This is a genomic window from Rhodococcus sp. NJ-530 (assembly GCF_003860625.1).
In the GTDB taxonomy this organism is placed as follows: Bacteria; Actinomycetota; Actinomycetes; order Mycobacteriales; family Mycobacteriaceae; genus Rhodococcus_F; species Rhodococcus_F qingshengii.
In genome coordinates this window covers 493,211-505,997 of record NZ_CP034156.1, presented here as the reverse complement: position 1 = coordinate 505,997, position 12,787 = coordinate 493,211, and the positions used below count along the sequence as shown (strand labels likewise).

At 62.1% G+C, this 12,787-nt stretch carries 10 protein-coding genes and 3 pseudogenes; 5 read left to right on the top strand and 8 right to left on the bottom strand.

All coding sequences use genetic code 11. The annotated features are described in order from the left end of the window. Position 1: 1 nt before the first annotated feature. The 3 genes and pseudogenes from EHW12_RS34195 to EHW12_RS34185 all read right to left on the bottom strand — a co-directional run bounded on the left by EHW12_RS34195 (position 2) and on the right by EHW12_RS34185 (position 2,414). A pseudogene (locus EHW12_RS34195) lies at positions 2 to 1,376 on the bottom strand (chromate transporter). A 100-nt stretch (positions 1,377 to 1,476) separates the two neighbouring features. Then, positions 1,477 to 1,908 carry a chromate resistance protein ChrB domain-containing protein gene (locus tag EHW12_RS34190; RefSeq protein WP_125053561.1) on the bottom strand — a complete coding sequence of 144 codons (432 nt, stop codon included), beginning with the start codon at positions 1,906 to 1,908 and terminating at the stop codon, positions 1,477 to 1,479. Further along, the gene (locus EHW12_RS34185) at positions 1,905 to 2,414 is read right to left on the bottom strand and encodes a Chromate resistance protein ChrB (RefSeq protein WP_125053559.1); all 510 of its coding nucleotides are present in this window, start codon (positions 2,412 to 2,414) and stop codon (positions 1,905 to 1,907) included. Before EHW12_RS34185 ends, EHW12_RS34190 begins: the two co-directional genes overlap by 4 nt. A 364-nt stretch (positions 2,415 to 2,778) precedes the next feature. On the opposite strand from EHW12_RS34185, the gene EHW12_RS34180 reads away from it, so the two are divergent. Beyond that, positions 2,779 to 3,180: a hypothetical protein gene (locus EHW12_RS34180; RefSeq protein WP_241199256.1), complete on the top strand. Its 402-nt coding sequence runs from the start codon at positions 2,779 to 2,781 to the stop codon at positions 3,178 to 3,180. A gap of 234 nt (positions 3,181 to 3,414) precedes the next feature. Here the strand turns inward: EHW12_RS34180 and EHW12_RS34175 are convergent, their stop codons facing one another. From EHW12_RS34175 to EHW12_RS34155, 5 genes are all read right to left on the bottom strand, one after another. Beyond that, positions 3,415 to 4,362 carry a 3-carboxyethylcatechol 2,3-dioxygenase gene (locus tag EHW12_RS34175; protein ID WP_054828355.1) on the bottom strand — a complete coding sequence of 316 codons (948 nt, stop codon included), beginning with the start codon at positions 4,360 to 4,362 and terminating at the stop codon, positions 3,415 to 3,417. A 122-nt stretch (positions 4,363 to 4,484) separates the two neighbouring features. Further along, positions 4,485 to 5,354: an alpha/beta hydrolase gene (locus tag EHW12_RS34170; protein WP_058036928.1), complete on the bottom strand. Its 870-nt coding sequence runs from the start codon at positions 5,352 to 5,354 to the stop codon at positions 4,485 to 4,487. Further along, entirely contained in the window at positions 5,351 to 7,261 is a 1,911-nt protein-coding gene (locus EHW12_RS34165) for an FAD-dependent monooxygenase (protein WP_058036927.1), read from the bottom strand. The genes EHW12_RS34170 and EHW12_RS34165 overlap by 4 nt, the downstream gene beginning before the upstream one ends. A 4-nt stretch (positions 7,262 to 7,265) precedes the next feature. Then, a complete protein-coding gene (locus tag EHW12_RS34160) occupies positions 7,266 to 8,612 on the bottom strand; it encodes an MFS transporter (protein WP_125053653.1) in 1,347 nt (448 codons plus the stop codon). 367 nt (positions 8,613 to 8,979) lie between these two features. Next, positions 8,980 to 9,720, bottom strand: coding sequence for a GntR family transcriptional regulator (locus EHW12_RS34155; protein WP_054828449.1), 741 nt, complete (start codon positions 9,718 to 9,720; stop codon positions 8,980 to 8,982). Between the two features lie 361 nt (positions 9,721 to 10,081). On the opposite strand from EHW12_RS34155, the gene EHW12_RS34150 reads away from it, so the two are divergent. The 4 genes and pseudogenes from EHW12_RS34150 to EHW12_RS34135 all read left to right on the top strand — a co-directional run. Then, entirely contained in the window at positions 10,082 to 11,155 is a 1,074-nt protein-coding gene (locus EHW12_RS34150) for an LLM class flavin-dependent oxidoreductase (RefSeq protein ID WP_058036926.1), read from the top strand. A gap of 27 nt (positions 11,156 to 11,182) precedes the next feature. Then, the gene (locus EHW12_RS34145) at positions 11,183 to 11,803 is read left to right on the top strand and encodes a cysteine hydrolase (protein WP_058036925.1); all 621 of its coding nucleotides are present in this window, start codon (positions 11,183 to 11,185) and stop codon (positions 11,801 to 11,803) included. A gap of 115 nt (positions 11,804 to 11,918) precedes the next feature. Beyond that, positions 11,919 to 12,246, top strand: a pseudogene (locus EHW12_RS34140) (alcohol dehydrogenase catalytic domain-containing protein); the annotation flags it as partial. 407 nt (positions 12,247 to 12,653) lie between these two features. Beyond that, a pseudogene (locus tag EHW12_RS34135) lies at positions 12,654 to 12,782 on the top strand (transposase); the annotation flags it as partial. Positions 12,783 to 12,787 lie beyond the last annotated feature (5 nt).

Genomic DNA, 12,787 nt, shown 5'->3' with positions numbered 1-12,787 from the left:
CTCAGGTGACGGGCAGTCCGACCAACCCGGCTGCCAGTCCGAGGAGTGCGCATACCCCGAGAGTCCGGAGCACGGACCACTTCAGACGGTAGATCATCACTACGGCAAGGGCGCCGATGACCAGCGCGAGCGGACGAAAACTACTGACGTCCGGCACCGTCAGGTGCAGTGGACCCCACACTACAATCGAGGAATCTACGAAGAGTGTGTGAACAGCGAAGTAGAACGCGAGATTGGCGATCACACCCACCTGACAGCGGCGGTAATCCCGTTCAGTGCCGCCGTCAGGTGGGTGTTGTTGCGGAGCCGCTCGACATACGGAGCGCCGAGGAAGATGAACACGAACGACGGCACGAATGTGACCCACGTGGTCAGGAGAGCGCCGATGGTCGCGGCCACCCAGGGATCGAGGCCGCCGGGGTTACGGTAAGCGCCGAGGAACGCCACTAACTGGACGACCATGATCAAAGGTCCCGGTGTGGTTCCGGCCAGACCCAGCCCTCGCACCATCTCCCTGGAGGTGAGCCAGCCGAAGGTGTGTACCGCTTGTTGCGCGACGTAAGCGAGGACCGCGTACGCCCCGCCGAAGGTCACCAGCACGGTGCCGGAGAAGAACACACCCTGCTCGGTGAACACACTGTCGCGGCCGGTAAACACGACGACGGCGATCATCGGGACCGCCCAGGCGATCACACCGGCACCGAGCACGAGGACCGCCCGCCGCAGGCTGGGTGCGTCGGTGTGGAGGGCGTCGTCGGCGATGAGCGGCGGATTTTCGTCGATGTCGTTGTCGGCGGCGGCAGTGTCGGCACCGCCCCACGCCGCCCGATGACCCAACCCGCGAACCCTGCAACCGCGATGACGATCGGAAACGGAACCGCGAACAGCGCGAGCGCCACAAACGCGCATACCGCGATCACGACGTGAGACGGCCTGGTCAGTGCACGCTTGGACACGCGGGTGACGGCTTGCACCACCACTGCCAATACTGCGGGGGCGATGCCGGCGAAGATCGCCAACACGATGGTGGTGGCACCGAAGGCGACGTAGACGGCGGCCAACCCGAGCATGACGATCAGGCCCGGGCAGGACGGACAAGATTCCGGCGATCAACCCCCAATGGTGCCGTTGAGAAGCCAACCGGTGTAGATGGCGAGTTGCTGCGCCTCAGGACCGGCAAGCAGCATGCAGTAGTTCAAGGCATGCAGGAAGCGTTTCTGTCCGATCCAGCGTTTGTCGTCGACGAGCATGCGTTGCATGACGGCGATCTGCCCGGCGGGGCCGCCGAAGGTTTGCAGGGAGATCAGGAACCACGCTTTCGTGGCGACGCGCAAGGGGATCAGGTCCCTTCGCCGGGGCGCACAGCGACCGGTGATGCGGTGAATTCGTGCGTGGACTCTTGCTCTGTCATGTCGGGCTCCGCGGTCTGTGAGTGCAGAAGATTCATCGGGCACGGCCGCGTGAGTCGACCTCGCGTCAGGAGGGTTCGCGGCCGCTGAGGACTCGTTGACGATGAAACTCGTACAACCCATTGAAGATTCGAGTTGCCACGGCGAGAGTTTCATCGTCGGTACAGGTGAGAGACAACCCGCGTAGGACTGTGTCGAGGCTGGCGGCTTCCGGGGCGTCGAACTTGCCGTCGTCGATGTCTGCTTCGTGGACGATTTCGGCGATGATCCACAGCACCGGGTCGGCAATCTCGTAACGGCGCAGGATCGTTTCGAAGCTGCAGTCATCGTGATGGTGCGAGAGGTCGACCCCGCGAATATCGAACGGCGTTGCGTCAGAGAGGATCTGGTATGGGTCGTCGAGGTAGACGAACTGGGCGTCGAGGTCGACGTTGCGGCGCATCAACCAGGCACTGGCGGCGCGGTCGATGTGGATCCCGGCGCGGGTAGCCCATTTCATCGCGCCACCTGCGCCTCCACGGGCTCTACCGCGGCTAACGCTTTGATCGACGCTTCCGCCCCGTCGCGCTGAGAGACAGGAAAGAAGGTCCGTTTGTCGATCTCCCGTAAACGGCGCCGCAACTGGGTGAGCTTCTTGGTCTGGGCGGCGCGATCAGGCAAAGAGCGTGCAGCCTGCGCAGCGGCGGCAAGTTCGTCGTATTCGGCGGCCCGATCCGCCGACAACTTCGTCCGCATCCGGTCCTGCTGGTCGGCGGTGGTGGGTGCGGCAGTCCAGACCTCCGCCTGACCTCCGGACTCGATGACTTCCTCTGTGATCCAGTCGAACTGCTCGCGTGTCCGCGCCGACGCGGGCAGGACCACCACCCCGTCCGCGAGCTGGAACACCCCGTATTTGCGGAGCTTGCGCCACACCGTGATTCGCGGCGTCGACGGTTCGCGGGGGATGCGATACGCCAACATCACCCACTCGTCAGAGTGGCTACCGGGTGCCGGTTCTGGTTCCACAACAAATATGTAACCACTGTTGCATCACCTTGTCCATTCGTCATCGACTAATCCGCCGATTCACCCTGGACACTTCGTTGTAACCGTGATTGCCGTTGACAGTGACCGTCGTTCAGGCGGGCGTCGAGACGACGAAGAGTTGTCGAGATCCACAACCACGCCTTCGACGAACAGTCCGCCTGCTCTGCCTGCACTTCTGGTCCGTCGGGGATGGCGTCACCCTTCCCTCCACGATGCGCGAGGCAATCTCGGCCCCCACGTTGCAGCCGGACGCTGACCACCCCGAAGTGAGAGGGACAGGGATGGACACCCGCACCGATAAGCGGAACAGCCCGAGACCGCCCGGCTGCTGCCCGCACTCGTCATGGCGTCAACCCTGATCGGCGCTTGTTCCTCCGAGCCATCGTCGCGAGGCAGTAGCCCGCTGCCGCTGCAGCCGGTCGCGGAAATCGCTCTCCCCGGCGACAATTCACGCTTTGACTACGAGAGCCTCGACCCCCAGCATGGACTGCTGTTCATTGCCCACCTCGGCGCCAGCGAGGTCATCGAAATCGACATCCACACCCAGCAGGTCGTCCGGACAATCCCGAACCCCTCCCAGGTTCACGGCGTCCTCGTCGTTCCCGCACTTCGCCGGGTCTACGTCACCGCCACCGGCGACGACCGCCTGGTCATTCTCGACGAAGACACCGTCGCCGTGATCGGACAGGCCACCACCGGTGAGTATCCGGTGCGGATGGATGCCGCTTACCGCACTGCGCGGTAGTGCCCACTATCGTCTCGGGAGCAGGGCGGATGTTGCAGCGGCAATAACCTCCGGACAGAGAGATCGTCTTGAAAAACCCTGCACAAGAGTATAATTCGCCAGTATCGACGTCGGGCGACGTACTGGATCATGCCATTGTCGAGTCTCCGATTGGGGCCGCGGACCCCTTTCGTTGCAAGGGCGACTACTGAAAGACGCGGCTGTGGTCGGTATTCGCGCCGCCATACGCGAGCTCTAATCTCCGTCTGTCGAGACAGCAGTCGTGATCCCGAATCCAGCGATCCACTCGGGAATCTCTCGGTAGAAAGTCGAGGTGACGCGGTATTGGCCGGCAGCGCTCAGAGCCGCGTACGCAGCGATCCAGGTGCGAACTTCGTGGGAGGAGTGTCCGGCTTGTTCGACGAACCATTCGTTGGACCAGGAATCGATCTGCGCGAGGTCGCCGGAGGCGAGAACGTCGAGCAGGTGTCGATCCCACTGTGGGTTCAGTGGCTGAATCGTGGCCACACCTGCAGCGAAGTCACGACCGGCGTCGACGACGCGCTGTTCACGTGCGTTGCGCTCGGCCTCAGTTGGATTCCGGCCATCGATGAGTTTCTCCTTCACTCCGACAGGGGCGGTTGCGAACTGCGGTACCGGTGGATCATGCGATAGGCCACCGGATCCCACGAACAGCACTCGCTTGTCGAGGTTGACAGCGGCTCGCCCGACGGCTTTGCCGAGCAACCGGACGCGGCTGACCGGTCCGAGCGGTTCGGCGACGGAATTGATGAAGATCGGCACGGTGGGGACTGCGCTGATCGATCCTACCAACAGCTGCAGAGCTTGCGCGAAGCCGTGATCGACGTACATCCGTTCGGAGAACGCGGTATCGATACCGCTGCCGAGCACTTCCCGCGCCACTGCATAGGCCGCCTCGCGGTCGACGGCCAGCGGGCCGGCCTCGGTGCCGTAGTCACCCACGGATTGTGCAGCGGCCCCGATGCAGAACGGGGGCATCAGGTCGTAGTAGACCCCGTTGTAATGATCCGGAGCAAAGATCATCACCACGTCAGGGGCGAAATCGGCGATGAATGCGCGCGCACTGTCGAATGCGGCGTCCACATCGTCGATCACACTTTGGGCCGGGTCGTTTCGTCCCATGAGAGGGGAGTGCGACATTGTGCACAGCGCTACGGGCATCGTTGTTTCCTTCTGGTTCTCGCGGGTGCGTAAGCCTTCGCGCGCAAGGGTCGGAGATTTCGGGACAGGGACGGATCGCCGGTACCCACCGTGTACGGCGTGGCAGGTACCCGCGCGGATCGTCAGCCTCGGTCGAGCAGGAAGTCGAGGTGAAGTTTGTTGAACGTCTCGGCGTCTTCGTATTGCGGCCAGTGCCCGCAGTTGTCCATGATCGCGAGTTTCGCGCGTGGGATGTGAGAGGCGATGCGTTTGGCTTCGTCGACCGGGCCGGAGGGATCCTTGGTGGTCCACAACACCAGCGCCGGCACCGTGATGGCGTCCAAGGTGTCGTCGGTGATCATGTTGCGCTTGCGAATGTCCGGGTCCTGCAAAGCCATGTTTGCCTCGCACGCCTTGAGCCAGTCCGGCTGCTGGAAGATCGCCTGGCGGGTACGGATCAGGTCGTCGGTGACCATGGTGGGGTCGGCCATCAGCCACTCGAGCCTGGCGCGGACCCGCTCCCAACTGGGATCTTTCGCGGCCTCCATCGACAGGGTGTAGAGGCGTTCCATCACTGCAGGATTGGCCATCGTACCGCCCATGGTGTTGAGCACGATCCGCTCAACTTTCTCCGGGTGGTCGTGAGCGAATTGTGCTGTGACCCAACCGCCTAGGGATTCGCCGGAGAAGGAAGCCTTCTCCGTGCCGATCGCGTCCATGAACGCCAGCACGTGATCGATGTAGTGCTTGATCTCGAGGGGATGGTCGGGCTTGCTGGAGTAGCCGTGGCCGATGAAATCGATAGCCCAGACGTTGAAGTGCTCGGCGTGCGATCGCAGGTTGCGGACGTACGCTTCGGCATGGCCGGTGATGCCGTGCAACAGGATCAAAGTCGGTTTGGTGGGGTCGCCGGCGTGAAGGTACCGGGTCCGGTAGGGGCCCGCTTGGATGAAGCCTTGACTGAACTCGACCTGGTTCAGATCGTTCCAGACGCTGGTGTACGGGTGGGTCATCGGTTCTCTCCTTCAACAGTCATGGTGTTCGCGGCGGCCGGTACTGCATCCTCCGCGGTGGTATGCGGGACGGTGATCGGCACAGCTCGGGTGCTGTATTGCGGTTCGTGCGTACTACTCGCAGTCTCTTCGCTGCGGCCCGGTGCGCGGTCGAGGATCGTGGTGAGGGCATCCTCGAGATTGGCCAGTGCTTCGCTGTCGTCCCAGACCGCAGTGCTGTGCCGCCATGCGACATGGCCGTCGGGGCGGACGAGAATGGCGCCGGCCTCGTCGATGTCGCGGACCTTGCGCCAGTAACCGTAGGGATCGATGGTGCCGGGTTCACCGACGACGACGGTCCGCAGGAACGGCATGTCGAGTTTGGCGGCGGCACGTTTCCATGCCTGACCACCAATTCCGGTCAACAGGGTCATCATGCCTTTTCCGGTGGCATCGAGGGTCGAGATGCGGGTGCCGTCGACACCGACCAACCATGCATGGGGCAACTTCGCGCCGGGTCGGGTTGTGCTCTGCAGGTACAGCTCTCGGTCTCGTGTCCACACTTCGTCGACGCCGTCGGCATCAGGAATGACCGCGGTGGAGCAGTACCGCTGGTTGAGTTCGACGCCGTGTGCGTTGAACTCGGTGTTCTTTATTTCCAGCGCCTCGTACAGTCGCTCCCGTAGGGCGACACCTTCGGCTGACGGTTCCTTGAGCTTCGCAAGGCCCGCGGCGACCGGATCATCGCTGTCGTGGTCGAACCATTCGCGCAGTCCGGCGTAGTCTTTGCGGGATTGGTTGGCGCGGGCGACGATCTGCTTTCCGACGGGGACGCGTTCGGGTGAATAGGATTCGAGCAGTCCACGTCCCGCGTATCCCTTGACGACGAAGGCGATCTTCCATGCCAGGTTGAAGGCGTCTTGCAGGGAAGTATTCGATCCCAACCCCGATGACGGTGGATGCCGGTGTACGGCGTCGCCGCCGCAGAACACCCGCCCGGACTGGTAGTGCTCGGCGTACTGCTGGTTGACGTACCAGAAGGATCGCGTCACGATCTCGATGTCCAGGTTCGGATCACCGACGAGTGTTCGAATCTGCTCTAGGACAGCATCATCGGATAGGTCGGGCTGTCCGTCGGCCATGTCGAATCCCCAGCCGGCGATCCATTGGTTCCAGGGCTGAACCGCCCTCAGTAGGCCCATTCCGATCTCACCGAAGCCGGCTTTCGAGTTGACGATCCAGTGCAGGATGCTCGGCCGATGAGCGACGTACTTGCTCAGATCCGCGTTGAAAAGAATGTATGCCGTACCTGCGCGGGCGAGTTCTCCTTGGAAGGGAAGCTCGAGCTCGTCGGCGATCTTCGATCGGGCTCCGTCGAAGCCGAGCAGGAAGCGGGCTCGCTGGGTGAACTCGGTACCCGAGCGGACATCACGGAAACGGACGGTCACACCGTCTGCATCCTGGGTGTGTCCAAGGTATTCGGTATTGAAGCTGATGATGGCGCCACGTTCGGCGGCGTTCTTGATCAGGACCGGTTCCATCAGCGGCTGGGGAATGTCGAGCATCGCGCAGGGGCTACCGCTTTGGTAGTCCCCGTGGCGGGCGTCTCCCGTTCCCCATGTCTGTAGCCGGACGATCTCCTCACCGGCCAAGCTCGTGGTGAACAGCGTGTCGCCCATCTGATCCCACGGCGTCGCGTATTTGCGTGCCTCGTCTTCGACACCGAGATCGCGCAGTACTTCGACGGCGCGCTGGTTGGTGATGTGTGCGCGCGGCGAGTTCGCCACCCACGGGAACATCGAAACGGCGTGTACGCGGATGCCGTAGGTGGCCAGGGCGAGCGCCGCGGTGCCACCGGCGGGACCGAGTCCGACGATCACGACGTCGGTGTCGTAGGAGGTGGGGTCGAGGTCACTCATATCTGTCATCGATTCACTTGTCGAGGACACGCAGGGATTCTGCGCTGTCCGTGTTCGGGAGTGTGGTCACCGCGGAGGCCGGCCGGGCTGAGCCTGCCTCGTCACGAAGGAGTTGGCTGGCGGCACCTTTGCGACCCCAACCGCCGGGGAGCAGGATCACCGAAACTATCGAGATCACTGACACCACCAGCAGGTATACGACAATCGAGTTGCTGGACTCGGTGGAGGCGTAGAGGGCTGTGGCGATGGTCGGGGCGAATGCGGAGCCCACGACCTGCGAGAGGGTGTAGCCGATCGAGACGCCGCTGTATCGCACGTCTGCGTCGAAAACCATCGTGAACAGCGATCCGGTCACGCCGGCTGCCGGGGCCATCGCGATGCCGAAGACCAGTACCTGCGCGGCCATGAACAGCCATGGGTTGCCGGTGTTGATCAGTGCGAACGCGGGAGCGATCACTACACCCATGGCCACAGCGCCGAGCAGATACATCGTCTTGCGACCGAAAGTGTCGGAGAGTGCGCCGAAGATCGGGTAAAGGATGACTGCAACGATGCCGGCGACGAAAACTCCAGCGAGAGCGAAGGTTCGACTGATCCCTGCCACGGTGGTGCCGTACGAGACGAGGTATGCCATGCAGATGTAGGCGAACACTCCTTGGGACAGGTAGGTCCCGGCGATGAGAAGAATTTCCTTCCAGTGTTTGCGGAAAGCTTCGGCGATCGGCATCCGCACCACTGCGCTTTGCGCCTTCACCGCGGCGAAGTCGGGGCTCTCGGTCAAGGACAGTCGGATGACCAACCCGATGATGATCAGGACCGCACTGAAGAGAAAGGGCAGTCGCCAACCCCAGCTGAGGAACTGCTCGTCCGGCAATTGCGAGACCGCGAAGAACGCCAGAGTGGCAACACTGGTGCCGGCCGGCGCTCCCATCTGGGAGAAGGACCCGAAGAAGCCTTTCCTCGAGGTAGGAGCGTGTTCGACGGCCATCAACGTCGCTCCGCCCCATTCGCCGCCGACCGCAAAGCCTTGAACCAAGCGCAACAGCGTGAGCAGGATCGGCGCTGCGATTCCGATTTGAGCGTAGCTGGGCAGCAATCCCATCAGAACTGTTGCCGAGCCCATCCCGACCAGCGAAATCACCAGCATCTGCTTGCGGCCGACTCGGTCGCCGAAGTGACCGAAGACGACGCCTCCGAGCGGTCGGGCAAGGAAGCCGACTCCGAACGTCGCAAAGGAGAGAAGTACCCCGATCGCAGGAGAGACGTCCGGGAAGAAGAGTTTGGGAAATACCAGTGCGGCTGCGGTGCCGTAGATGAAGAAGTCGTAGTACTCGACCGTGGTGCCGATGAAGCTGGCCATCGCCACCCGTAATGGGGACGGGCGATCGGTGGTCGTCGAGGAAGCGGGTGCGTTGGTCACGGCCGGACTTCCCCGATCTGCGGGTGGAAGCACTTCGGTGCTCTATCGAGCAACCTGCGCGAAGCGGTCGTCATGGCCGCTCCTTTCTTCTGGAAGTTTCGGGAGAGAAGCATCCAACTGGAATGCTAGTCGTCTAGCAGAGAACCTACTCCGGAGTGAAAAGTGATGCAAGTCTCTGCACCAGGGGACGAAACCCACCTCATCCGCTCCACAACGGCGATCGCGAAGAACGCCCGCCATCAATGACAACGGCCCGCTCTCTGCGCATGTGCGCAGAGAGCGGGCCGAAAAGGGTTGCCCGGAGCGGTTATCCAGTCAGGGAGTCACTCGACTCGTCGCGGATTACCGCAACCGTGCCCACGATGTGATGTTCCATCGCCACCCTGGCCGCCTCGGCATCGCCGTTTCGAATAGCCTCGGTGATGACGTGGTGATCGTGCTGGCGTTCCGGTAACGCGCTCGACAACGGATTGGTGATGCCGGCGGTATTGATCAGGAAATCCGACAGGTCCCACATACGCTGACTGGTCTCTTCCATGATCCGCGAGTGCGCCATTGCATGAATGGCGGCATGAAACTCACGGTTGTGCACTCGATAGCCGTGGGCCCTGACCACAGGATCATGCGAGGCGATCAATGCATCGACACGGGCCGAGATCAGATCCAGTTCCAGCAGTTGCGATTGCGTCCGGCGGGCAGCGGCGACCGCTGCAATGGTTCCCTCGAAGCCACCGAAGAGGGTGTAGAAATCTTCCACCTCTTGTTGGGTGTACGAGACCACCTCGCAACCGACCTGAGGAACGATGTAGACGAGCTTGTCACTGGACAAGCGCCGCAAAGCATCCATGACAGGCTGCTTGCTGACCCCGAACTCCTGACGGATGGCCTCCACGACGATCTTTTCCCCCGCAGGGTAGCGCCCCTCGAGCAGACGATTCTTGAGGATGTCGTACAGCGCAGAAGACAGTCGAGCCCCCGAGGTGCGGACACTGGCGAGGAGGGCGGTCGCCTCACTGCCCAGCGCAGGGCCTGCCTGGTCGGCACTCATCGATTCACTCTTTTCGTCGATGTTCCGGTCATGATCCCCCTCATTCTGCCGTGCTCAGCACAACAACTTGCATTCTAGTACTTGTGGTCTGAGTCACTGTGAGATACCTTCATCTGGAACGCTAGCATTCCAATGAGCTGTTGCATGGGTCTTTGACCAGCACATAGGCGCAGGGCAGAACGCCTTCGAGTCAGTTTCCGTCGAACCGGCGGGTATGTCGAACCGGCGGCGGGTATATGGACACGCTCACTGGATCTGGCAGTCAAGGAATTGCGACGCCGACAAACACATCGCCCAGATCCATTTCGGGACGAATCGCACACCAGGCGACCCAGCGGCGGTCACTGCAAGGAGAAAAGACATGGAATTCTGTATCGGTACCTGCGCCAAGATCGATCAGGTCGTGATGGTGAAACAGGCCGAGGATTTAGGTTTCACCCACTTCGGTGTGGGCGAAGGCCCGTTGTTGTTCAGTGACCCGTACCAATTCCTCGCACTCGCTGCCTCGCAGACAAGCACCATCGCCCTCGGAACCATGGTCACCAATCCGCTGACCCGGATTGCCCCGGTCACCGCCAATTCCATGGCGACGCTCAACGCCCTCGCACCGGGTCGCACATTCCTGGGCATCGGCACCGCCAACAACGCACTCCGATCCATGGGAAACCGCACCGCCAAGATCTCCGAGCTTTCTCACTCCATCGAAGTCTCACGAGAATTGATGGCAGGGCGCCGAACCACACACAATTGGCTCGGCCAGTCCCGTGAAGTGGAGTTTCTCGACAAGGACAGCGGTTTCTACAATGTCAAAGACCACATCCCGATCTGGGTCGCTGCCGGCGGTCCTCGCGGACTCGCCGAAGCCGCCAAATATGCCGACGCGGTCGTCTACTGCCTGGGCCCGAACGTCGAGATGATTAAGCTCGTTCGCAATCGCCTCGACAAAGCAGTTGCCGACGCCGGCCGAGCCCCAGGATCGGTCAAACTCGTTTCCCTGTCTTGGTTCTACCAACTCGAAAACGGCGAGACCTGGGAAGACGGTGTCACGAAGGGGTTCGGTTCGGGACCGATCAGCTCCTGTATCACCAACGCAGGGCTGATGGATCAGCACCGCGACCAACTGGGCGACCCCATCGTCGATGCCTCCCTCACCGCTGCTCAGCAGTACCTCGGCGACCCGCAGGCTCCGAACCAACCGCACTACCTGGACGTGTGGGCCAAGTACCTACGAGGACTCGATCCTCGACACCGCCCGATCATCACCAAAGAACTCGTCGACTACTGGTGCCTCTACGGATCCCCCGCGCAATTGCGGGAAAAATCGGCGCTGATGCGCGAAGCCGGAGTCGACATCCAACAGGTCTTCCTGTCCAACCCCGTCACCGCTGCCCGCGACATCGACAACATCGGCCACTCCATCCTCGCCCACACCTGACATCCCTCAACCAGCAGGAGCTTCACCATGAAACTCGACCCCCGCACCACCGCCGCCGTGGCCGTGCACTGCCAAGGCGATGTAGTAGGACCCACCGGCGCCTTCGCGGACTTCTTCTATCAGCAAGTGGCAGAACGCCGCATCATCGACCAGGTCGCCGCCGTCAACGATGCGGTACGCGAGGCCGACGGCACCGTGATCTACACACGAGTCGCCTGGAAACCGGACTTCTCCGACCTCGAGGTCAACTCACCACTACTGGAAATAGTCGCCCAATCCGGCTGCCTCAAAGAAGGTAGCGAACTCGCCGAAATCGTCGCCCGCCTCACACCACACAGCGAGGACATCGTCTTCACACACCAACGAATCGGCGCCTTCGTCGGGAACGAACTCGACACCATCTTGCGGAAGAAGGGCATCACTACGCTGCTTTTCACCGGTGTCGCCACCAATGCCTCCGTGGAAGGAACCGCCCGCGTAGCCAGCGATCTCGGTTACCGCGTGGTGACCGTGGCCGACGCGTGCTCAGCTGCAACCGCCGAAGCGCACGATGCGAGCATCAATTCACTCGGACTGCTCGGCGAGATTGCCACCGTCGACGAGATCCGCGCCGCCCTGACCTCGATCAGGGCAGATGCCACCGCCTGACCTCAGCCCACACCGACCCCGATCGTGCGCTGGTGTGGCCCCGACCTGTCGGCCTCACCAGCGCTCTGCATGCCCACACTCAGCCAGAACCGACACTTACCCAGGAGTTCCCGTCGTGAACACAACCATGCGCGTCGCCCGCCTCCACGAGATCAACCAGCCGATGGCGATCGAGGATCTACCGATCCCCGGGCAACCGACGTCCTCGTACAGGTCAACGCATGCAACGTCGTACCGAACCTGAACAACGTGCTCGCAACCTCAGCGAATGGTTCCCCTACCTTCCGCTGCCCCAGCTTCCCGCGATTTTCGGTCTCGACTCCGCCGGCGTCGGCGCCGCAGTCGGTAGCCATGTCACCGACGTCGCCGTCGGCGACCGGGTCTACGTCAACCCCGGAATCTCCTGTGGAGGCTGCAACGCATGTCGGCAAGGACACGACCAGCAACAACAAGTGACCATCGACTACATCAACCGATATAAAAGCGAGTACGGCGTCGAGCCAATCTAATGAGATCGGTAGCCGTGCCGGCACCGGACTCCTCGAGTCGATCCGAGTTCGAACTCTTCCTTGGCAGACCGTAGCCGGCGTCGGCGCGGGTACCCCCATCCTGGCCCTGCCGAAAGCGGGGTCACGTGTCGAGCCGCGGGCAGGTGATCACTTCGTCGAGCGGGACGTTCAGTCCTGACGGCAGTGCGTGACACCGATCCGCTGGTGGGAGATCGTGCGACAGCCGATGCGATGGCGGCCCCTGAGGCCTGTTCATTAGAGCGCTGGTCGACCTTCCCGGTTCGATCAACGCAGTGCGGCTTGCCGGCCGCACTCCCGGACGAGGACAGGAGACTGACGATATGGCTGAGCTGTGGTGTGGAATCGATTGGGCGGAAAAGCATCACGATGTCGCGGTGATCGACGACAGGGGAAGCCTGCTGATCAGCGAACGCATCAGCGATGACGTCGCAGGCTTCGACCGACTAGTTGTTGT